This is a genomic window from Streptococcus sp. V919 (assembly GCF_054353475.1).
In genome coordinates, this window is sequence record NZ_JBTHHY010000001.1 from 1113078 (window position 1) to 1133498 (window position 20421).

The following is a 20421-nucleotide window of genomic DNA, read 5'->3' on the forward strand; positions in this document are numbered from 1 at the left end:
ATTCTTTCGAATCAAAGCATTTTAAATAACTCTCCAATCATAAAGGAAGAGGTAGCTGCACCCTTGTACCTAGCTTCTTCCTTTTTGATATAGCGGGCCAGATTGACTAACTCTGGCGCAGGTGTTCTAGGATTCTTGAGTAGTTCAAGAGTGACTAACCCTGAAAGTCGGACTGCTAGCAATCGCTCATTGGTGCTGAGCAACTGCTTAGCAGTTTCTAGGAGTGCAGCCACTAAGTCTTCACTCAATGTTTGGCGGGCATTGTTATAAAGTTCTCGTATCAAGATTTCTAGGTTTGGTTCTTCCATACCCATCACTTTCATCTTTTCAGTTTAATAATTTTTAATCAAGTCTACTGTAGAGCGATCTAATTTTTTAACCAAGGCTTGTAGGAAAGCTTGAGCTTCAAGGAAGTCATCCATTGCATAAAGGGTTTGGTGAGAGTGGATATAACGAGCGCAGACACCGATTGTTGTAGATGGAACACCAGCATTTTTCAGATGAGCTGCTCCTGCATCTGTACCACCTTTTCCACAATAGTATTGGTATTTGATGCCAGCTTCTTCAGCAGTTGTCAAAAGGAAGTCCTTCATACCTGGGAGAAGCAAGTGACCTGGATCGTAGAAACGAATCAAGGTTCCATCACCAATCTTGCCTTGTCCACCATAGACATCACCTGCTGGTGAACAGTCCACAGCAAGGAATACTTCTGGATCAAATTTTGTTGTAGAGGCATGGGCACCACGAAGTCCAACTTCTTCTTGGACGTTAGCACCAAGGTAAAGTTCATTTCCTAGTTTTTGACCTGACAAGGCTTCTGCTAGCTCGCTTACCATGAGAACACCATAACGGTTATCCCATGCTTTTGAGATGATATTTTTTTCATTAGCAGTTAGGATAGCACTACTATCTGGAACAATTGTATCTCCTGGACGGATACCGAAACTTTCAGCTTCTGCTTTATCCGCAAAACCACCGTCAAAAACGATATCTGAAATAGCTGGCATAGTTGGTCCACCTGTGCCACGAGTCAAATGTGGAGGAACTGAACCTGAAATTACTGGGATTTCACGTCCTTCGCGTGTAAAGAGTTTGAAACGCTGGCTACTAACAACCATAGGGTTCCAACCACCAATGCTGACTACTCGGAAGGTCCCGTCTGCTTTGATTTCACTAACCATGAAACCAACTTCATCCATGTGAGAGGCTACTAAAACACGAGGTGCATTGGCTGCTTCTGAGTGCTTAACCCCAAAAATACCCCCCAAGCCATCAGTCACCACTTCATCCACGTGTGGTGTTAATTTTTCACGAAGATAAGCACGTACAGGTGCTTCATGACCTGAGATAGCAGAAAGTTCTGTTACTTCTTTGATTTTAGAAAATAATGTTGTCATTTTAGTCCCTTCTTTCTTTCAACCATTTTACCACTTTTTATAGGAGAAAGGTAGTAGAAATCAACATTTTACCATCTAACTTATTTCCTGCAACAAAAAAGAATCACAAATGTGATTCTTTTATTTTGAATTTCTTTTTAATGAGAAAACATCCGGCACTGGATCTTTACCCTCTTCGGACCAAGGATGGCACCGTAAAATCCGTGCTAAGCCCATCAGAACTCCCTTGGCACCATGCTTTTCGATAGCTTGAATCATGTAGTTCGAACAAGTCGGTTCAAAGCGGCAAGATGGCGGGAAAGCAGGCGAGATAAATCGTTGGTAAAAGCGCACTGGCGCAATTAAAATTTTTTTCATTATTTATTATTGTTTACAGCCATGGTGTGTAATTGGCTGATTTCTTTTTTATTAAGACGACGTGATTCACCTGGACGAAGGCCCGTTAAGTCTAGATGTCCAAAACGAGTACGAGAGAGTTTATCCACTTGGAGACCAACAGCTTCAAACATCTTTTTAACCTGGTGATTACGCCCTTCATGGATCGTCAATTGAACAACTGAGCGGTTTTTAACCGGATCTACTTTGAGAATTTCGTAAACAGCTGGCTTGGTTTTCTTGCCATCAATTTCTACTCCTCGAGTCAAGGGACGGAGATTTTCTTTGTTGGCAATTCCTTTCACACGCGCAACATAAACCTTATCAATCTCATTACGAGGATGAATCATCTCATCTGTAAAGTCACCATCGTTGGTCAAAATCAAGACTCCAGACGTATCCCAGTCCAAGCGCCCCACAGGATAGATGCGCTCTTTCACATTGGGCAAAAGATCGACAACTGTCTTGCGGCCCTTGTCATCTGTCACGCTAGAAATCACACCGCGCGGTTTGTTAAGCAGATAGTAGACTTTTTCTTCGTTATAGATTGGTTGACCTTCAACTTCGACCTTGTCGCCTGACTTGATGGTCGTTGCAAGTTCACGTACGACTTGACCGTTAACCGTCACCAAGCCTTGCTTGATCAACTCTTCTGCTTTTCTCCTACTGGCCACTCCTGCGTGGGCAATATATTTATTGATTCTCATCTTCTTCTATCCTTTCACCAAATAATTGGCTTTCTTGTACTTGAATATCAAGCTCATCAATCACGGGCAACTCTTCCAAGTGATTAATCCCCATATAATTCAGGAAATAATCCGTCGTTACATAAAGATTAGGGCGTCCGAGAACTTCCTTTTTCCCGTCTTCTCGTATCAACTCAAAGGCCTGTAACTTAGCTAGCGCTCCACTTGAATTAACCCCCCGAATAGCATCAATTTCGATCCGTGTGATGGGTTGCTTGTAAGCAATGATGGACAAGGTTTCAAGGGCGGCACGAGATAGACTTTGGTTGATTGGCGCCTTAGAGTATTCTTTTAAAATCGCTGCAAATTGTGGCTTGGTCACCAATCTGTAGGCACCACCGGTCTCAATCAGTGCTAAACTGGAATCCTGGTCTTTTTCATACTTGTGGGCTAACTTTTCTAAGCTTTGCTGAATCCCCGTCGGTGGAAGCGATAGGACCTCAGCCAGCTGGCGGACTCTAATGCCATCCTCCCCCGCTACAAACAGGAGTGCTTCTATTTCTGCTAAAGTACTCATATTTCCTCTCTATCAAGCTTGACTCTGCTCTACTTGATTTTCCTCATTCTTTTTCATGAGATAAATATCTCCAAAACTCTCTTTTTGAATCAAGAGAATTTCTTGGGTTTTAATCAACTCCAAGGTTGCTAAAAAGAGTGTAATGACCTCTTGTAAATCCTTGGTTTCTTTAAACAAATCCTGCAAACATAATTGTTGACCTTCAACCAAGGCTTCTCGAACGATGACCATCATATCTTCAATCTTATACTCATCTCGTAGGATTGTTGTGTGACTTTTAGAGAATTCTTCCTTTTTCTTGGTCAGTAAGGTTGAAAAGGCTAAGAAAAGATCAATCGTCGTCTTATCATGTACAAGTTCTGCATCCTCATAGATCAACTCTGTCGGTGCTTTTGAGTAATATTGAGCTCGTTCCTGGTGCTTCACTTCCAACTGCTCTCCCAAAAGTTTAAATTTACGGTATTCCTCAATCTGAGAAAGGAGATCCTGCTCTAGGTCATCCTCTAAATCCGTCACTTCTGCAACCTTTGGCAAGAGCTTGCGACTCTTAATCAGCATCAGTTGGCTAGCCATCACCATGTATTCGCCTGCAACTTCTAAACGCATAGCTTGTAATGTAGAGATATAGGCTAGATATTGCTCGATAACCTCTGTGATCGGCACATCATAGATATCCATCTGATACTTTGAAACCAAGTGTAGGAGCAAGTCCAAAGGCCCTTCAAAATCTTTTAATTTAATATCCATTATCTATATTTTTCTAAGGTCATGACTGTCTTTAATCCTAATTTTTTAGCAATTTCGTACAAGTCAACCTTTTCTTCGATTTGTCTTAATATAAACTGTTCTCTCAATCCTTGGGCAGATAAATCTGAAAATCCTTTTTCCTTTAAAAAAGCTTCCAACTGACGAAAGGCCCATTGACGGGAGTACGGTTTCCCAGCTTTTTCAAAGAGATAGGTCTGCCCCATCAAGGGCTCTAACTCCGCAAGCAAATTTGTGGGAAGGCTCAAGATTCTTTGTTGAGAAGCTTTATTGACTCTCAAAACTTGAAAATCCAGGTTCACATCCCCTGTTTTTAAGGCTAGAATTTCACTCGGCAAGAGGCCCAATTCTACTATTAACAAGGCTAGCAAGCGTCCTTCCGGATAAGCACTTTCTTGCCAGAAAGAACTGAGGTCTAAAAGTTCCGACTTCCCTTGTTTTTTCTCAGCCTGTTTGAGTAATTCCAAACGGTAAAAGGTTCCAATCATTCCTTTCTGATATAAAAAGTAAAGAAATTGATTGCAAGCAGAAACTTTGCGCTTTTGGGCACTCATTTTAAAATTTGATAATTGAGCTTGGTAGATTTTTAAACTTGTCTCTGAAATTTGTTTTCCAACAAAATCCAAAAACTGCTCCAAATCATACTTATAAGACTGCTTAGAATTACTAGATAGATTTTGTTTTTCTTCTAAAAATACTGAAATCCATTCTCTCATTTGCTTCGAATCTCATATTCCTTACTAAAATCATGCAGAAGGGCATTGACAGCCTTAAGGATTGATTTCCGTGTAATAATCCCTTGGAAAATTCCATCCTTATCAACAACTGGTAGGAAAGATTCATCCACTAACTTATGTAAAACATCTGTCAATGTATAATCCGGAGCTACCACTGCAACATCCTTCTTGGTCATGTGTACGATATCCGTATCTGCCATGGCTTCCTGACTCAATCCCTGCTCCATCTGGTAAGCAAGAATATCTCTAAGACCAATAGTTCCGACGAATTTTTTCTCATCAGTCACGACTGGTACTCTGGTATAGGTCATCTGGCTAAGGAGGAGAATTGCATGATCTGCATTATGAGTATCAATGAGCACAGCCAAATTTTCAGCAGGAGTTAAAAAGGTTTCCTCTTGCTCCAGTAAAAACTGTTCAAATTCTTTGGCAATCATCGAGCAAACTCCTTGGACAAGCCTGGATAAACCTCATGGTCACGTGTCAAAAAGTCTACTTTAAAGTAGCTATCATCAATCTCCACACGAGCGTAGAGACATTCTCTGATAGTTCCACGTGGTTGACTGATTGAACCAGGATTTAGAAAGAGAGTCTTCCCTTCCATCCAAGCACTTGGAACATGCAAGTGCCCATAAAGACAGATATCTGCGTCTTCCTCTTGAGCCCAGAAATCAAGCTTTTGGAAGTTGAAGTTAATATCAAATAAGTGTCCATGAGTCTGGATAATCTTGGTAGGACCCAGTTGAGTCACTAAGCGTTCTGGATAGTCTGAATAAAAATCCATGTTTCCTCTGACTACCTGGATTCCTTCCCAGAGTGGTGAATCTGGGCGAAGTTCCGAGTCACCATCGTGAAAAATAGCATCGACTTTTCCAAGATAGCGGTCACGTATTTCTTCTACAATCAAGCTATCTCCGTGGGAGTCACTCATTACAATGATGGTTTGCTTTGCCATGATGGAAATACCTCCAAAAGTTTCTTAACGGCTAAGGCACGGTGGGATTGACTATTTTTTTCTTCAAGGGTTAATTCGGCTGATGATTTACCAGTTTCTCCTACTAAGAATAGCGGATCATAGCCAAAACCATTTTCACCCTTAGGTTCAAAATTAATGTAACCTGGCCAGTCAGCTTCGACGACCAAGCTTTCCTTACCTGGGCTAGCAACAACCAAGGTTGTGTGAAATTGCGCTGAGCGGTCCTTGAGATCAAAGACCATGGCTAATTCGTGCAAGAGTTTGGCGTTGTTTTCTTGGTCAGTGGCCCCTACTCCTGCGAATCGAGCCGACCAAACGCCTGGTAGACCACCAAGCACATCGACTTTGAGTCCAGAGTCATCAGCTAAAACCATCTTACCTGTTAATTGGGAAATAGTTTCTGCTTTGAGGCGGGCATTTTCTTCGAAGGTCATACCCGTTTCAGCAACTTCAGGTAGGGCTGGATAATCATTGAGATTTTCTACGTCATAACCTAGTTTGTCAAAGATAGCTCGAAATTCCTTGGTCTTCCCTTCGTTACGAGTCGCTATGAGCAAGGTTTCTCTGACCTTATTTGTCTCGAAAAAGTCTTGAACATTTACTCCTTCTTTAGGCAATTCCACATGCAAGAGCTTTCCGTTTTCCACTAAGAGCAAAGCTCCTTGGCGTTGAATAACTTCTAAGTTTCGATTTGCTTCTTGATTGAGGATATCTACCACAAAAGAGAATAGGCGATAGGCTGAAGCATAACGTAAAACGGTAACTGAAAGCGGAAATCCTCTTTCCTCATCTCGAAAGATTTTGGCTAAATCAAACAAAGGAAAATCTAACTCATCATCCGTCAAAGTACGGATACCACCAAAAACACTGTAGGAGCCAACATACCAGTCCTGGTCATCCTTGTATTCATAAATTTTGTTTGTCATAATGTTACATGCTCCACATGAATATTTTTTTCCAGCCATTCTGCTCCGATTTGAGCAAAACTCTGACTATTTGCAGTTGTGTAAAAACGGTGTTGAAGTGGCGCCGCATCTCGACTACGGTTAATCTCAAAATAGTTGAGCAAGACTGAGATATCGCGTACACACTCCGCTCCACTATCGATTAGTTGGACCTTAGGCCCCATTACATTTTGGATAATGGGTCTAAGAAGCGGATAATGAGTACAACCTAAAATCAAGCTATCCACTTTTCCGACCAAGGGACGTAGGGTTTCGTATACGACTTTCTTAGTCACACTGGTCGATAGAGCACCTGACTCGACCAAAGGAGCAAATTTGGGACAAGCCAAACTTTCAACTTGTAAATCCGGATCCAAGTCATGTATCTTTTGACGATAGATATCTGATTGTACTGTCATCGGTGTTCCAATCACTCCGATTTTGCCACCCTGACTTGCTTTGATAGCCGCTGAAGCGCCAGGTAAAATCACTCCAAGAACAGGAATATCCAGTTTGGATTTAATTTCTTCCCAGACGACTGCTGTTGCTGTATTACAAGCAATGACAATCATCTTGACATCCTTGGTCAAAAGAAAGTTGACCAACTGCCAAGTATATTCACGAATTTGCTCAGCAGGACGAGGGCCATATGGCGCCCGTGCCGAATCTCCAATATAGACGATTTCTTCATGAGGAAGCTGACGCATGAGCTCCCGCACAACAGTCAAGCCCCCAACACCAGAGTCCAAAAAACCGATTGGTCGATTATCCATATAGTCTTCTTTCTAGTCTTATTATTCTGATTGATAGTTCATTATCATTACATTTCTTACTGAAATTTCCGACCGACTGATTCGTCATCAGTTGTCTCCAACTTAATCATAATCAAATATCAATAGAATGCAAGGAAAAAGTCTTAGTTCTAAATATCAGTTGAACATAGTGAGAAGTCTGGAACTTTCATCCCAGACTTTTCCTATTTTATTTCTTTTTATTGTTAGCAAGAGCTGCTTTTTGTTGGCGAATGATTTGGTGGTAAACTTGTTGTACCTTAGCTTCGCTTGGTTTTTGACCATTAGCACTCAAAAGGGTGCGAACTGCTTCTGCATTCAAACGTGGGTTGTCCGCAAACTCTTTTTCAATTTGTTTACGCACCAAGTACATGCCTCCTAGAGCACCTCCTAGAAAAGCTAAAACAATCAAGACAATCGCTAAAATAAGATCCATAATATTTCTCCTGTTTCTTTTAAAGTCTACTATATTATACCATAAAGTCCCACTGCTGACTAGTTTGATTTGCGCTTTCAGAAAGCAACTATGCAACATTTTAATTCACTTTACCTATAAAAAAGGCTTGCATACTATCCATTATAAAATCTAGAATATACACTGTCCTTAAAATAAACAAATGAGGCCTTTAAAACCTTGCAATAAGTTAATGTGTCTGCTATAGTAAAAGCATAGAATTCACTATACTACTTGCTTCAATAATAAAAAACTATGGAAAATAAAAATAACTATCAACTTCATTATGATCAACCAACTGCTCCTTCTTATGACGGCTGGGAAAAACAAGCCTTGCCTGTCGGAAACGGTGAAATGGGGGCTAAGATTTTTGGATTAATCGGTGAAGAAAGAATCCAATACAATGAAAAAACTCTCTGGTCTGGTGGGCCACAACCTGATAGCACCGATTACAATGGGGGGAACTATCAAGACCGCTATAAGGTCTTAGCAGAAATTCGTAAAGCCTTAGAAGAAGGAAACCGTCAAAAAGCCAAACAATTGGCAGAGCGCAACCTAGTGGGTCCAAACAATGCTCAGTATGATCGTTACTTATCTTTCGGTGATATCTTTATGGTCTTTAACAATCAAAAGAAAGGTTTGGAGAACGTTACCGACTATCACCGTGACTTAGATATTACCGAAGCTATCACGACCACTTCTTATAGCCAGGACGGAACAAACTTTAAACGCGAAACCTTCTCTAGCTATCCGGATGATGTTACTGTGACTCACTTGAGTAAAAAAGGGGATAAGACTCTCGATTTTACCCTTTGGAATAGCTTGACAGAGGATTTACTTGCGAATGGTGACTACTCTTGGGAATATTCGAAGTATAAACAAGGGGCAGTCACGACCGATTCAAATGGTATCTTGCTCAAGGGGACTGTCAAAGACAATGGCCTTCAATTTGCCTCTTATCTTGGAATCAAGACAGATGGACAAGTCACTGCCCAAGATGGCTATTTGACTGTCACTGGAGCCAGCTATGCGACCCTTTTACTCAGTGCCAAGACTAATTATGCTCAAAATCCAAAAACCAATTACCGCAAGGATATTGACGTAGAAAATACTGTTAAGTCTATCGTAGAAGCTGCCAAGGCAAAAGATTATGAAACTCTAAAAAATAACCACATCAAGGACTATCAAAGTCTCTTCAATCGTGTCCAACTGAATCTTGGCGGTAACAAGTCTAGCCAAACGACAAAAGAAGCTCTCCAAACCTATGATCCTAAAAAAGGACAACAACTAGAAGAGCTCTTCTTCCAATACGGCCGTTACCTCCTCATCAGCTCTTCTCGTGACCGGACAGATGCCCTTCCTGCTAACTTGCAAGGAGTCTGGAATGCAGTAGATAATCCACCTTGGAATTCTGACTACCACCTCAATGTCAACCTACAAATGAACTACTGGCCTGCCTACATGAACAATCTTGCAGAAACGGCTAAGCCAATGATCAATTATATCGATGATATGCGTTACTATGGCCGTATCGCTGCTAAAGAATATGCAGGTATCGAGTCCAAAGAAGGTCAAGAAAACGGTTGGCTGGTTCATACCCAGGCGACACCATTTGGCTGGACTACTCCTGGTTGGAACTACTATTGGGGTTGGTCTCCTGCTGCCAATGCTTGGATGATGCAGAACGTCTATGACTACTACAAATTCACCAAGGATGAAACTTATCTCAAAGAAAAGATTTATCCAATGCTCAAGGAAACTGCCAAGTTTTGGAATTCCTTCTTGCACTACGACAAGGCCAGTGACCGTTGGGTTTCTTCTCCATCTTACTCGCCAGAGCATGGTACTATCACGATCGGAAATACCTTCGACCAATCTCTAGTTTGGCAGTTATTCCACGACTATATGGAAGCAGCTAATCATCTGAAGGTCGACCAAGATTTGGTAACCGAAGTAAAGGTTAAATTTGACAAGCTCAAACCACTTCATATCAATCAAGAAGGCCACATCAAGGAATGGTACGAGGAAGACAGCCCGCAATTCACTAACGAAGGCATTGAAAACCACCACCGTCACGTTTCCCATCTAGTTGGACTCTTCCCAGGTACTCTATTTGGCAAGGATCAGCATGAATATCTAGAAGCTGCACGCGCAACCCTAAACCACCGTGGAGATGGTGGAACTGGTTGGTCTAAGGCTAATAAAATCAACCTCTGGGCCCGTCTCCTAGATGGAAATCGTGCCCACCGTTTATTGGCAGAACAGCTCAGATCCTCAACCCTAGAAAATCTCTGGGATACGCACGCGCCTTTCCAAATTGATGGGAACTTTGGTGCAACCAGCGGTATGGCAGAAATGCTCCTTCAGTCTCACACAGGCTACATTGCCCCATTACCAGCCCTTCCAGATGCCTGGAAAGACGGACAAATCTCAGGTCTCGTAGCTCGTGGTAACTTTGAAGTCAGCATGAAATGGAAAGAAAGAAATCTTGAAACACTATCTTTCCTTTCTAATGCGGGTGGAGACTTAGTCGTAGACTACCCAAATATTGAAGCTAGTATCATCAAGATTAATGGCAAGGAAGTTCAACCTAGTCGCCTCAAAGATAACCGTATCCAACTTGCGACTCAAAAGGGTGATGTGATCACCTTTGAAAAGTTACCTATACCATCATAAATGGATTAAACTAAATCTAGTCTATTTCCTAGACTCTCTACAATTCTGTTATTTGCATCAACTTTATAAATTTTCACGTTAATCTTATTGATATAAACAAAAAAGGAGGGAATATTTCCCATCCTTTTTTATGATAATAAAATTATATAGGAGTATCTATAAGTAACTGCTCCCAATTTTTAGTTTCTAAAACAAACTAAAAAACCAATTAAAAATCGAATACAATACATTCGTAAGGAAATCATAAAAAATAAGCAAATGAGATACCAAATGAATTCTACAATTGCAATCAGTGGCTTCACTAAGATATAAAACAAAATATCCAAGATAAATTTCATTTTCTGTCTTCTTTCTTAGAAAGTCCCAGAATCCAAGGTAAGGATGATTCTAGTTTTAACGCCAAAAGAAAGCGACTAAACTCTATAGCTTTTGGCTCGGACTCCTTCTTTTCAGTCAATACTTCCATCCCTTTCACCCAAAGACATGTTCCAATCACTCTTGCCATGTTGGTAAAAAAATTTGGTTGTTGATCCATGCGATTCTCCCTTGATTACTCCGACTATTACTATTCTGTTTTCATTGTATTCAGTATATCAATTTTTTATAGATAATCAAGCTTTTATCTGTAAAATAAAAAAGTTTCATAATCTTACTAGAAGCCTTCTAGCTAGATTATAAAACTTTAGTGATTATTTCATTTCTTTTTTATAGCGTTCCAATTCTACTTGGTTAGCCCAAACGTAATGACCTGGACGAATTTCAACCATAGAAGGTTTGTCAGTTTCATAGTCATGTTGATCTGGATCATAGACTTTCAAAACTTTTTTACGTTCCAAGATTGGATCTGGAATAGGAACAGCTGATAGAAGTGCCTGTGTATATGGATGAACTGGATTGTTAAACAATTCTTCAGTGTCAGCCACTTCTACAATGACACCCTTATAAATTACCGCAATACGATCAGAGATGAAACGAACTACTGACAAATCGTGGGCGATAAAGAGATAGGTTAATCCTAATTCCTTTTGGAATTTCTTGAGCAAGTTCAAAACTTGAGCACGTACTGAAACGTCCAAGGCTGAAATCGGCTCATCCGCAATAACGAAGTCAGGTTGCATGACCAAGGCACGAGCAATCCCGATACGTTGACGTTGTCCACCTGAAAACTCATGTGGGTAACGAGTCAAGTGTTCAGCTAAAAGTCCCACTTCACGAATGATATTTTGAACTTTTTCTCTTCTCTCTTCTTCATCTTTAAATAAATGGTGGTTGTAAAGACCTTCAGAGATGATATAGTCAACTGTTGCACGTTCATTCAAACTTGCGGCTGGGTCTTGGAAAATCATTTGAATGCGACGGATTAATTCCGCTGCTTGTTCACGTGATTTTTTACCATTGATTTTTTGTCCATCAAAGATGATATCCCCTTTGCTGGTATCATTAAGGCCGATAATGGCACGACCAATTGTTGTCTTACCACTACCAGATTCTCCAACGAGAGAGAATGTTTCACCTTTGTTGATAAAGAAGTTTGCATTTTTAACGGCTACAAACTTTTTGCTTCCTTCACCGAAGGAAATCTCTAAGTCTTTAACTTCTACTAATTTTTCAGACATTTCCTTCCTCCTAGTCCTCAAGATGAGCAAAGCCCATCTTTTCACGAATCTTATCGTGTAAATCTGCAATTACTGCTGGTTTTGCAACTTTTGGAGCTTGTTCATCAAGCAACCATGTTTTAGCCCAGTGAGTATCAGATACTGCAAACTGAGGAGCTTTTTCTTCGAAATCAATCTTCATCGCATAATCTGAACGAAGAGCAAAAGCATCTCCCTTCAATTCAGTATACAGTGATGGAGGTGTTCCCGGAATTGAATACAATTCTCCTTTATCGTCAGCCAGCTGTGGCAAACTTGATAAGAGGCTCCATGTGTATGGGTGACGTGGATCGTAGAAGATTTCTTCAACTGTACCATACTCAACGATTTCACCAGCATACATAACTGCAACTTTATCAGCAATACTTGCTACAACACCAAGGTCGTGTGTGATAAAGATAGTTGTAAAGTGGTATTCTTGTTGAAGTGTTTTCAACAAGTCAATAATCTGAGCTTGGATGGTCACATCAAGGGCTGTTGTTGGTTCATCACAAATCAAAACATCTGGACGACAGGCAAGGGCAATCGCAATAACAATACGTTGACGCATTCCTCCAGAATACTGGAATGGATATTCATTAAAACGTCTCTCAGCGTCAGGGATACCAACCTTATTCATATAGTCAATCGCCAAGTCTTTTGCTTCTTGAGCCGTTTTCCCTTGGTGTTTCACAATAACTTCTGTGATTTGACTTCCGATTGTTTTGATTGGGTCAAGACTGGTCATCGGGTCCTGGAAGATCGTTGCAATCTTCGCACCACGAATTTGCTCCCAATCTTTATGAGAAGAAAATTCAGTCAAATCTTGGTCACGGTAAAGAATACTACCGTTCGCAATACGACCATTATCTTCCAACATTCCTGTAAAAGTTTTTGTTAAAACAGATTTCCCTGAACCAGATTCTCCAACGAGTGCAAGCACTTCGCCCTCAATCAACTCCAGAGATACTCCACGAATAGCTGTCAAAATTTTGTCACGAACATCAAATTCCACGACAATATCTTGAGCAGTCAAAATTACATTTTTTTCTTTTGTCATGTCTACTCCTATCTATGTGTACGTGGATCACTAGCATCCGCTAGGTTTTGACCAACTACGAAAAGTGACAAGGATACCAAGACCAAAGTTGTCAATGGAATCCAGAAGAGGTATGCATTTGTTGTTACGTTCTGTGAATAATCTGAAATCAATCGACCTAAACTTGGTACTGTAATAGGCAATCCAAGTCCAAAGAATGACAGAAAGGCTTCATAGGAGATAAATGCTGGAAGCATTTGTGATGTAGTCGTAACAATAACAGATACCAATTGTGGCATGATATTTTTAATGACAATTTTGTATGTTGGAGTTCCGAGTGTGCGTGAAGCAAGGTTGTACTCTAAGTCACGGTAACGCATGATTTGGATACGAATTGAGTAGGCAATCCCAATCCAAGTCGTTACACTCATGGCAAAAATCAAATTCCAGAAACCTGCTCCGATTGAGTATGTTAGGACGATAACAATCAATAAGTGTGGGATGTTGGAAATAACGTTATAAACTTCCATCATGACGCGGTCAACTGATTTTGAAATACCCCAGATACCGCCGACAATAACACCAATTACAATATTGATAAAGGTCGCAATAACGGAAATCAAGATAGAGTTACGGGCTCCAAACCAGACACCATCAAAAAGAGACTTACCATTACTATCTGTACCGAACCAATGTTCCGCATTTGGTTTAATGTAGCGAGCGCTAAAATCATTTACCTTACTTACATCATTGAAGTCGAAATCAGAAAACATTGGGTAGATGAAACTCATCAAAACGATTGAAATCAAAATACCAAGCATGATGATGGTTGATTTCTTTTTCAAAAATTGTCTAAAAACAGAACCCCAATATGAGTAGGCAGGAGCATCAATTGCTTCAGAGGCAAAGTCATCGCGTTTTACAAACTGAAATTTATCATTACTAATTGTAGACATTATTTGCCTCCTTTCTCTGTCAACTTAATACGTGGGTCAATAATTGTCATCCAAATATCCCCAATTAAGTAAGAGAAGATTGAGACGCAAGTAAAGATGAAAACTAGACCAACAACCATGTTATTATTTGACGCCTTTACAGAGTCAATCAACATTTTACCCATACCTGGGAAGGCGAAGACTGTTTCAGTAAGAGTAGCTCCACCAATAACACCGATAATAGAACCTGGAATACCTGAAACGAGTGGTACCATAGCATTTTTAAAGATGTGTTTGTTTGAAATTTCTTTCTCAGAAAGACCTTTTGCACGTGCAAAACGAACAAAGTCTTGTGATTGTAAGTCAATCATGTAACGACGAATCCAGATAGCCAAACCAGGAGCACCAAGTAAACCAAGAATAACTGCAGGTAGTACATATGAACGCCAGTCTCCAGCACCCAAGATAGGGAATGAATCAGGGAGTCCAATTGAAGAACCAATCAAACGAATGATATAGACAAGAGCGATAGTTGGAAGAGCAAGTAAGAATGTTAAAGCTCCTGTAGAGAAACTATCAATCCAAGTATTCTTGTAACGAGCCATTGCAGAACCAAGTGGGACCGCAATCGCGTACGAAATTGCAAGGCCAATCAAACCAGCAATAGCAGAACTGGTAATCATAGATGGATACTGATAGTTGCTTTCAGTAGCTGTATATGGATCACCTTTACCGTAGTTCGCTACTTCACGCGCATCAGCTTGACTTGGAGATTTATATGTTCTTGAGTAGATATTGACTGATGACATTTTCTTACCAGTTGGGAATTGAACTTCAGAAGTCTTCGTTTGTCCTTGCCCTTGTGTGATAACTTGAAGTACAGGAGTATTCGCATAAGTTGGGTAAGAATCTCCTAGGTTCAAGTTCACAAAGTTCTGATGAACAAATGGGAACTGACTGTTGAAGTACAAGAGGTATTTATGTTTAGTCCCTGAACCTACTAAAGACCATCCGATAGCTGGATCGTTTTCAAAACGCAAATAACGCTCTAAGTTAGGATTTTCTGGGTCTTGAATCTTGTTTGTATGGTCAATATCAAGCAAGTTTGCATAGAATTTGAACACACGCTCGAAAATAGGGATTTCACGAGTCGCATAGAATTGACCGCTCTCTGTAAACTCACCTAAAGTCCAACCGTTCCCAAGTTGTTGGATATATTTTTCGTAGATAGCTTTATTTGTATCGTTTGCATCAACAGTTACAGAAGGGTCAATGCTACTAGCTTTTTCCTGCAACTCTTTCGTATCGTAATATTCGATATAACCCATACGCTCAAAAACGGTATTTTCATAGTTATCCCGTTTATCAGCTGTTGTTGCAATTTTATTGTAGTTAGTATCTTGTTTGAAGATCAACTTCCGTGGAACCATCGTATAGATGATTGTGTAAATCAAGGTCGTTACTAAAAAGATAGAAACTAACGACCGCAAGATACGCATAAAAACATATTTTTTCATATTTTTTCCTTTAAAATCCCAAAAGAACCTTCTCCTTTTGGAGAGAAAGTTCTGATGAGCATTATTTATTTCACGTGGCTCGCTAATTCTTTTTGAGCTTTTTCGTTTGATTCAGCTTTTTCTTTGAGCCATTTTTCACGAGCTTCTTTGTACTCTTTAGCAGTTACAGTGTTCGCTTGCAATTTAAGATATTTGAAGTAAACATCTGAACCTTTATCACCAGATTGAGTATAAGATGCTGAGAATGGTACTACGCGAGAAATGATTGGTGCTGCTCCTGAAGAAGACATAGCTGGAAGGAAGAGTGAGCTATCTGTCAACCAAGCTTGAGCTGCTGCATATTTCTCATAACGTTTATTAAGATCGCTTGTTTCACTAGCTGCATCATCAACTAATTTGTCATAATCATTCAAACCAACTTGAGCAACCGCTGGGTTTGATGGATTATCATAGCCCATGTAGGACTTAGTTGTTTCACTATTAGTTGATTTCAAAATATCAAGATAAGTCGATGGATCATCATAGTCTGGATTCCATCCAACAGCACCTGAAAGGTCCCAATCTTCTGCTGCCGCACTAGCTGCGTAGTATGTGGCATTTTGTAATTCATCTGTAGTGATTTGTTGAATATCGATGACTACATTATCTGTACCCAAAGCCGTCTCAACAGATTGTTTAAATGATTGGATACGAGCGATATAGTTTTTAGATGTTTGGTCAACTGGAATATCCAAGTGTATTGGGAATTTTACACCATCTGCTTCAAGGACTTTTTTAGCTTTAGCTAGTTCTGCTTTAGCCTTATCAGCATTGTAAAGACCATCTTGAGCATCCGCAAAGTTTACATCTTTCCATTCATCACCATAAGAAACGACCTTCTCAGTGACCAAGTCACCAAATGTCTTATCTCCAGCAGAAACAAAGTCAGGTTTGACAAAGAGGTTACGAACAGCAAGGGCGGCTCCATCCTTACCATTTAGCTGAGCTGAATAAGCAGTACGGTCAAAAGCAAAGTTCAAAGCTTGACGGAAGTCTTTGTTAAGAAGAGCTTTCTTAGTAGAAGTCTTTTCCTCGTCAGTTGTTTTTGATGTATATTTATAACTTTGACGGTCAATGTTAACACCTAAACCAGCAATACCAGCTCCCTGTGGGGTATAGTAGATATTATCTTTATATGTTTCTGCTACTTTAGAATAGTTTGAGCTAGTAGGGAAGAGACGTGCATAACTATATGCACCATTTGTAAAGTTACGCTCAAGTGACTCTTGGTCTGAACCATCATAGTAAGAAAGTGTTACAGTATCGATGTGAACATTGTCTTTATCCCAATACTGATCATTCTTTGCAAATTCGATAGAAGACTTAGCTGTCAATCCCTTAAGCAAGAATGGACCATTGTAAAGCAATGATGTTGGATCTGTCGCTTTACCAAAGTCTTTACCTTTTGATTTTTCAAACTCTGCATTCAAAGGCCAGAAGATTCCATAAGATAATTTAGAGTTCCAGTATGGTTCAGGTTTGTTCAATGTATATTGAAGAGTGTAATCATCAACAGCTTTAATACCTACTTCAGAAAAGTCTGTATTGTTCCCTGATATATAGTCAGCCAATCCTTTAACAGAATTTTGTGCTAGGTAAAGAGCGGCTGATTTATTGTCAGCTGCGTGTTTTAAACCTGTAACAAAGTCATTTGCAGTTACTTCTGCATATTCTTCACCATCAGATGTGAACCATTTTACACCTTTACGAATCTTGTATGTATATGTCAATCCATCTTGAGATACTGACCAGTCTTCAGCGACTGCAGGAGTTAGATTTCCATATTGGTCATTTGTAAAGAGACCATCGATACCATTTGAAGTAGCAACTTTTGTACTTTGTTTACCAGAAATTAGGTAGTCCAATGTTTCTGGGTCAGCAGTATAAGTATAGCCATAAGCCTTTGGTGCTTCAGCATTTGATGATTTTGAAGAACCGCAAGCTGCAAGAACACCTGTAGCAAGTAGCGCAACACCCGCTACCGCAAGAATCCGACTTTTTTTCATATTTTTAAACTCCTCGTTTTAAATTGTGGATATTGAAGATTATACCACAGTTTTTTTAAAAAGTAAACGAATTTTCAGAATATTTTGTCGCATGTTTTTTTAAACATTTGAATCTTATGTTTTCAGAAAAGAAAACTATTGACGAGAAACAATTTTCAAGGTATAATAATAAAAGTTAAGGCGGTATAGCCAAGTGGTAAGGCACGGCTCTGCAAAAGCTTGATCGTCGGTTCAAATCCGTCTACCGCCTTTTTTATACTATTTTATAGTAATTTATCCGAAAAGAAAGTCCGTATTTACGGACTTTTTTAGTTTTTCTTTAGGATAAAAAAGGATAACTTTAAAAATCTTTTGGGGCGAGTTTGGGGCGGGGGGTGTTTTTTGAGCAAACAAAAAAGACTAGTTGCCGCTAGTGGTATAATATTGAAATAAACAAAACAGACAAAAATCAAGCAAATAAGAATACTCCACCTCTATTTAAACAAAGACTCCTAAAGGAGTCTTTTCTTTTTAACGATTTAAAAAGCTTTATCAGTATTTAGCTGATAAAGCTTTTGTTTTATTCAGTTTCTTCTTCTGATTCAAGTTCTTGGATTTGAACCTTAAGCTTGGTGACACGACCATTTTTTACCTTGTCATTTGTCAAGGTGATATGCTTGTTGCCACTATCTAACTCATAACTGAGTTTTTCTGATGTTGGAATAGTTCCCACACCGGTCAAATAATAACCCGCGATGGTATCTACGTCATCACTTTCAAGTTCGACATCGAAATAGTCATTGAAGTCATTTAGGGTCATTGTACCTTGGACAATATGAGTGTTCTCAGCAATGGTATGAACGTAAACTTCAGCACGGTCGGTTTCATCATCAATTTCACCGACAATCTCCTCAAGCAAGTCCTCAAGAGTAACTAACCCTGCCATTCCTCCGTATTCATCAAGAAGAATTGCCATCTGTCTTTGTGAATTTCTCAATTCTTTTAACAGATCATCCACAAAAATAGTTTCAGGTACAAAGAGAGGTTCCTGTAATATCTTTCTCAATACGATATTGTCAAAACCATCGGTAAATCCTGCTTTTAGCAGACTCTTTGTATGGATCAAACCAATCACGTTGTCCTTGTCATCATCATAGACAGGAATTCGAGAAAAGCTTTGTTTTAAGATGCTTTCGATAATCGTCTGAGTGTCATCTTGAATATCTACCATGAAAGCGTCAGTTCTAGGAACCATGACTTCACGCGCCATGAGCTCATCTAGTGAGAAAATTCCTTGCAACATTTCGATTTCATCTGCATCCAAGGTTTCTTCACTATTGGTAAGCATATACTCAATCTCATCACGAGTCATTTTTTCATCTGCATCGTCAAATGTCATTGGCGTCAAACGACTCAAGAGATTAGTTGATGCTGATAACATCCAAACAAATGGACTCACAATCTTACCGAGAGCGATAATAAATGGCACTGTTCGGATAGCCAAGGCATCCTTAAGATTTAGCGCAATCCGTTTGGGATAGAGCTCACCAAAAACGATAGAGATATAGGTCAAGAAAGCAAGTGACAGGAAGCTTGCGATTGCATGCGCAGTTTCGCTATTCCCCATCCATGAGGCTATCAATTGTCCAAGAGAGTCTGCAAGTTTAGCCCCTGACAAGATTGTAATTAAAGTAATACCAACTTGAATGGTTGATAAAAAGTGATTTGGGTTTTCAAGTACCTTTAGCAAACGGATATAACGTTTATCACCTTCTTCAGCCTTTTGTTCAACACGTGAACGACTAAGGGAAACCATAGCCATCTCTGTCGCAGAGAAAAAAGCATTTAAAAAGGTCAAAACAACTAATAATACAAACTGCAGTAACAAATCCTGACTGCTCGGGTCTTCCATTTTCCTTCTCCTAAAAAGTATAATTGAGACTATTATACCATATTTTTCAATTTCTACACATTAATTTTCGATTTCTATAGTAAATCCCCTATCAAAACGATAAGGGATTATCTATTTATTAGTCTTTTGTAACCGTAACTTCTCCTGTTCGGTAATCTAACCGAATTCCCTTTTGAACATTAGGAATTACTACATTAAACTCCAATTCTCCGTCAGAGGATTTTGCTTCAATTTGAGAGGCAGAAGGTACTAGATCCTCTTCTGTCGCATACAGTAGCGTAACGCGGTAACGCACTCGTTTATTCTTATCTAGCGCTTTTCGAACTAAACCTTCATAGTAGTTTTGTCCTGTTGAATCTTCTGCGCGAGCTTGGTTGGCCCAGGCTGTTTGTACAGCGATGTTTTTAGGATTACTAGTAGATGCATCAAAGCCATCTAGACCACCAATCAAGGCATAGCCTAATAAATGTCCTCTATCTACAGCGTGATTATAACTTCCTTTTAGGTTCTTGACCTGATGCCAGCCTGCTGGAGTCCAAGAGGTCGAACCATTACCCGTCTCTTCGCGATCCTTATACTGTCGAGTTGCTTTTGACATGAGAGCATTGGCTACTGTAGGAACTGTCTCTCCTCCTACAGTTTTAGTTTTATTATCAGCATAAGGTTTACTTGATACCTTAGCATCTAGATTGGTTTTGTTTCCATTAACTACAAAAGCTCCTGCTCCATTCCACTCAATTGTACCCTTGATTTGTTTTTTGACCGAGTCAGTCAGTACACTCTCTGCCAATTCTTGACTAGGAGTGTCGGATGACTGGGATTTTTGTGTCACTTGTGTTTGTGGTGTATTATTGGAAGCCTGCATTTTTTTAATGTAGTAACTTCCTGCCGTCAATAGTAGAAAAATCAGGAGACCTATGAGGGCCTGTCTGGTTTTTTTATTCATATTTCCTCCTTACTTTTATCCCTAGAAAAAGGCCGG

Annotated in this window: 20 protein-coding genes, 1 tRNA gene and 1 pseudogene; 2 read left to right on the forward strand and 20 right to left on the reverse strand. The window is 39.8% G+C overall.

The genetic code is table 11. The features are described from left to right. Positions 1 to 11: 11 nt before the first annotated feature. The 12 genes from ACXYSK_RS05740 to ACXYSK_RS05795 form a co-directional block, all read right to left on the reverse strand. A complete protein-coding gene (locus tag ACXYSK_RS05740; RefSeq protein WP_458625412.1) occupies positions 12 to 308 on the reverse strand; it encodes a bacteriocin immunity protein in 297 nt (98 codons plus the stop codon). 24 nt (positions 309 to 332) lie between these two features. Then, positions 333 to 1397, reverse strand: coding sequence for a glutamyl aminopeptidase (pepA, locus tag ACXYSK_RS05745; RefSeq protein ID WP_458625362.1), 1065 nt, complete (start codon positions 1395 to 1397; stop codon positions 333 to 335). 120 nt (positions 1398 to 1517) lie between these two features. Next, the gene (gene yidD, locus ACXYSK_RS05750) at positions 1518 to 1754 is read right to left on the reverse strand and encodes a membrane protein insertion efficiency factor YidD (protein WP_016466835.1); all 237 of its coding nucleotides are present in this window, start codon (positions 1752 to 1754) and stop codon (positions 1518 to 1520) included. Beyond that, positions 1754 to 2479 (reverse strand): pseudouridine synthase, encoded by a 726-nt coding sequence (locus ACXYSK_RS05755; RefSeq protein ID WP_458625363.1) that lies wholly within the window; start codon positions 2477 to 2479, stop codon positions 1754 to 1756. Before ACXYSK_RS05755 ends, yidD begins: the two co-directional genes overlap by 1 nt. Continuing rightward, entirely contained in the window at positions 2466 to 3035 is a 570-nt protein-coding gene (gene scpB, locus ACXYSK_RS05760) for an SMC-Scp complex subunit ScpB (protein ID WP_458625364.1), read from the reverse strand. Before scpB ends, ACXYSK_RS05755 begins: the two co-directional genes overlap by 14 nt. A 12-nt stretch (positions 3036 to 3047) precedes the next feature. Further along, positions 3048 to 3782: a segregation/condensation protein A gene (locus tag ACXYSK_RS05765; RefSeq protein ID WP_016466838.1), complete on the reverse strand. Its 735-nt coding sequence runs from the start codon at positions 3780 to 3782 to the stop codon at positions 3048 to 3050. Continuing rightward, complete coding sequence (xerD, locus tag ACXYSK_RS05770) at positions 3782 to 4516, reverse strand: site-specific tyrosine recombinase XerD (RefSeq protein ID WP_458625365.1); 735 nt, start codon at positions 4514 to 4516, stop codon at positions 3782 to 3784. The genes ACXYSK_RS05765 and xerD overlap by 1 nt, the downstream gene beginning before the upstream one ends. Further along, positions 4513 to 4974: a cyclic-di-AMP-binding protein CbpB gene (gene cbpB, locus ACXYSK_RS05775; RefSeq protein ID WP_049530037.1), complete on the reverse strand. Its 462-nt coding sequence runs from the start codon at positions 4972 to 4974 to the stop codon at positions 4513 to 4515. Before cbpB ends, xerD begins: the two co-directional genes overlap by 4 nt. Then, positions 4971 to 5492: a metallophosphoesterase gene (locus ACXYSK_RS05780; RefSeq protein WP_045614638.1), complete on the reverse strand. Its 522-nt coding sequence runs from the start codon at positions 5490 to 5492 to the stop codon at positions 4971 to 4973. The genes cbpB and ACXYSK_RS05780 overlap by 4 nt, the downstream gene beginning before the upstream one ends. Then, positions 5468 to 6439: a nucleoside-triphosphate diphosphatase gene (locus ACXYSK_RS05785; protein WP_458625366.1), complete on the reverse strand. Its 972-nt coding sequence runs from the start codon at positions 6437 to 6439 to the stop codon at positions 5468 to 5470. Before ACXYSK_RS05785 ends, ACXYSK_RS05780 begins: the two co-directional genes overlap by 25 nt. Continuing rightward, positions 6436 to 7230 carry a glutamate racemase gene (gene racE, locus ACXYSK_RS05790; protein ID WP_458625367.1) on the reverse strand — a complete coding sequence of 265 codons (795 nt, stop codon included), beginning with the start codon at positions 7228 to 7230 and terminating at the stop codon, positions 6436 to 6438. Before racE ends, ACXYSK_RS05785 begins: the two co-directional genes overlap by 4 nt. A 208-nt stretch (positions 7231 to 7438) precedes the next feature. Then, positions 7439 to 7684, reverse strand: coding sequence for a YneF family protein (locus tag ACXYSK_RS05795; RefSeq protein WP_004251708.1), 246 nt, complete (start codon positions 7682 to 7684; stop codon positions 7439 to 7441). A 282-nt stretch (positions 7685 to 7966) separates the two neighbouring features. On the opposite strand from ACXYSK_RS05795, the pseudogene ACXYSK_RS05800 reads away from it, so the two are divergent. Further along, a pseudogene (locus ACXYSK_RS05800) lies at positions 7967 to 10366 on the forward strand (glycoside hydrolase family 95 protein); the annotation flags it as partial. Positions 10367 to 10712: 346 nt separating this feature from the next. Here ACXYSK_RS05800 and ACXYSK_RS05805 read toward each other — a convergent pair. From ACXYSK_RS05805 to ACXYSK_RS05830, 6 genes are all read right to left on the reverse strand, one after another. After that, a complete protein-coding gene (locus ACXYSK_RS05805) occupies positions 10713 to 10913 on the reverse strand; it encodes a mechanosensitive ion channel protein MscL (RefSeq protein WP_458625368.1) in 201 nt (66 codons plus the stop codon). Positions 10914 to 11067: 154 nt separating this feature from the next. Then, a complete protein-coding gene (locus ACXYSK_RS05810) occupies positions 11068 to 11994 on the reverse strand; it encodes an ATP-binding cassette domain-containing protein (protein WP_458625369.1) in 927 nt (308 codons plus the stop codon). 10 nt (positions 11995 to 12004) lie between these two features. Continuing rightward, positions 12005 to 13072 (reverse strand): ABC transporter ATP-binding protein, encoded by a 1068-nt coding sequence (locus tag ACXYSK_RS05815; RefSeq protein WP_006150205.1) that lies wholly within the window; start codon positions 13070 to 13072, stop codon positions 12005 to 12007. Positions 13073 to 13080: 8 nt separating this feature from the next. After that, the gene (gene oppC / locus ACXYSK_RS05820; protein WP_006150281.1) at positions 13081 to 14007 is read right to left on the reverse strand and encodes an oligopeptide ABC transporter permease OppC; all 927 of its coding nucleotides are present in this window, start codon (positions 14005 to 14007) and stop codon (positions 13081 to 13083) included. Continuing rightward, the gene (locus ACXYSK_RS05825; RefSeq protein ID WP_458625370.1) at positions 14007 to 15503 is read right to left on the reverse strand and encodes an ABC transporter permease; all 1497 of its coding nucleotides are present in this window, start codon (positions 15501 to 15503) and stop codon (positions 14007 to 14009) included. Before ACXYSK_RS05825 ends, oppC begins: the two co-directional genes overlap by 1 nt. Before the next feature lie 65 nt (positions 15504 to 15568). Continuing rightward, positions 15569 to 17548, reverse strand: coding sequence for a peptide ABC transporter substrate-binding protein (locus ACXYSK_RS05830; RefSeq protein ID WP_458625371.1), 1980 nt, complete (start codon positions 17546 to 17548; stop codon positions 15569 to 15571). A 179-nt stretch (positions 17549 to 17727) separates the two neighbouring features. Here ACXYSK_RS05830 and ACXYSK_RS05835 point away from each other — a divergent pair. Further along, a tRNA-Cys gene (locus ACXYSK_RS05835) sits at positions 17728 to 17798 on the forward strand. A 309-nt stretch (positions 17799 to 18107) separates the two neighbouring features. Here ACXYSK_RS05835 and ACXYSK_RS05840 read toward each other — a convergent pair. Further along, positions 18108 to 19439, reverse strand: coding sequence for a hemolysin family protein (locus ACXYSK_RS05840; RefSeq protein WP_414259601.1), 1332 nt, complete (start codon positions 19437 to 19439; stop codon positions 18108 to 18110). 118 nt (positions 19440 to 19557) lie between these two features. Further along, on the reverse strand, positions 19558 to 20385 hold the full coding sequence (locus tag ACXYSK_RS05845) for a DNA/RNA non-specific endonuclease (RefSeq protein ID WP_006150172.1): 828 nt from the start codon (positions 20383 to 20385) through the stop codon (positions 19558 to 19560). Positions 20386 to 20421 lie beyond the last annotated feature (36 nt).

Excerpts from the sequence above, each read along its gene's own strand:
- ACXYSK_RS05740 (WP_458625412.1), bottom strand. The coding sequence starts at position 308 with ATGGAAGAACCAAACCTAGAAATCTTGATACGAGAACTTTATAACAAT.
- pepA (WP_458625362.1), bottom strand. The coding sequence starts at position 1,397 with ATGACAACATTATTTTCTAAAATCAAAGAAGTAACAGAACTTTCTGCT.
- yidD (WP_016466835.1), bottom strand. The coding sequence starts at position 1,754 with ATGAAAAAAATTTTAATTGCGCCAGTGCGCTTTTACCAACGATTTATC.
- ACXYSK_RS05755 (WP_458625363.1), bottom strand. The coding sequence starts at position 2,479 with ATGAGAATCAATAAATATATTGCCCACGCAGGAGTGGCCAGTAGGAGA.
- scpB (WP_458625364.1), bottom strand. The coding sequence starts at position 3,035 with ATGAGTACTTTAGCAGAAATAGAAGCACTCCTGTTTGTAGCGGGGGAG.
- ACXYSK_RS05765 (WP_016466838.1), bottom strand. The coding sequence starts at position 3,782 with ATGGATATTAAATTAAAAGATTTTGAAGGGCCTTTGGACTTGCTCCTA.
- xerD (WP_458625365.1), bottom strand. The coding sequence starts at position 4,516 with ATGAGAGAATGGATTTCAGTATTTTTAGAAGAAAAACAAAATCTATCT.
- cbpB (WP_049530037.1), bottom strand. The coding sequence starts at position 4,974 with ATGATTGCCAAAGAATTTGAACAGTTTTTACTGGAGCAAGAGGAAACC.
- ACXYSK_RS05780 (WP_045614638.1), bottom strand. The coding sequence starts at position 5,492 with ATGGCAAAGCAAACCATCATTGTAATGAGTGACTCCCACGGAGATAGC.
- ACXYSK_RS05785 (WP_458625366.1), bottom strand. The coding sequence starts at position 6,439 with ATGACAAACAAAATTTATGAATACAAGGATGACCAGGACTGGTATGTT.
- racE (WP_458625367.1), bottom strand. The coding sequence starts at position 7,230 with ATGGATAATCGACCAATCGGTTTTTTGGACTCTGGTGTTGGGGGCTTG.
- ACXYSK_RS05795 (WP_004251708.1), bottom strand. The coding sequence starts at position 7,684 with ATGGATCTTATTTTAGCGATTGTCTTGATTGTTTTAGCTTTTCTAGGA.
- ACXYSK_RS05805 (WP_458625368.1), bottom strand. The coding sequence starts at position 10,913 with ATGGATCAACAACCAAATTTTTTTACCAACATGGCAAGAGTGATTGGA.
- ACXYSK_RS05810 (WP_458625369.1), bottom strand. The coding sequence starts at position 11,994 with ATGTCTGAAAAATTAGTAGAAGTTAAAGACTTAGAGATTTCCTTCGGT.
- ACXYSK_RS05815 (WP_006150205.1), bottom strand. The coding sequence starts at position 13,072 with ATGACAAAAGAAAAAAATGTAATTTTGACTGCTCAAGATATTGTCGTG.
- oppC (WP_006150281.1), bottom strand. The coding sequence starts at position 14,007 with ATGTCTACAATTAGTAATGATAAATTTCAGTTTGTAAAACGCGATGAC.
- ACXYSK_RS05825 (WP_458625370.1), bottom strand. The coding sequence starts at position 15,503 with ATGAAAAAATATGTTTTTATGCGTATCTTGCGGTCGTTAGTTTCTATC.
- ACXYSK_RS05830 (WP_458625371.1), bottom strand. The coding sequence starts at position 17,548 with ATGAAAAAAAGTCGGATTCTTGCGGTAGCGGGTGTTGCGCTACTTGCT.
- ACXYSK_RS05840 (WP_414259601.1), bottom strand. The coding sequence starts at position 19,439 with ATGGAAGACCCGAGCAGTCAGGATTTGTTACTGCAGTTTGTATTATTA.
- ACXYSK_RS05845 (WP_006150172.1), bottom strand. The coding sequence starts at position 20,385 with ATGAATAAAAAAACCAGACAGGCCCTCATAGGTCTCCTGATTTTTCTA.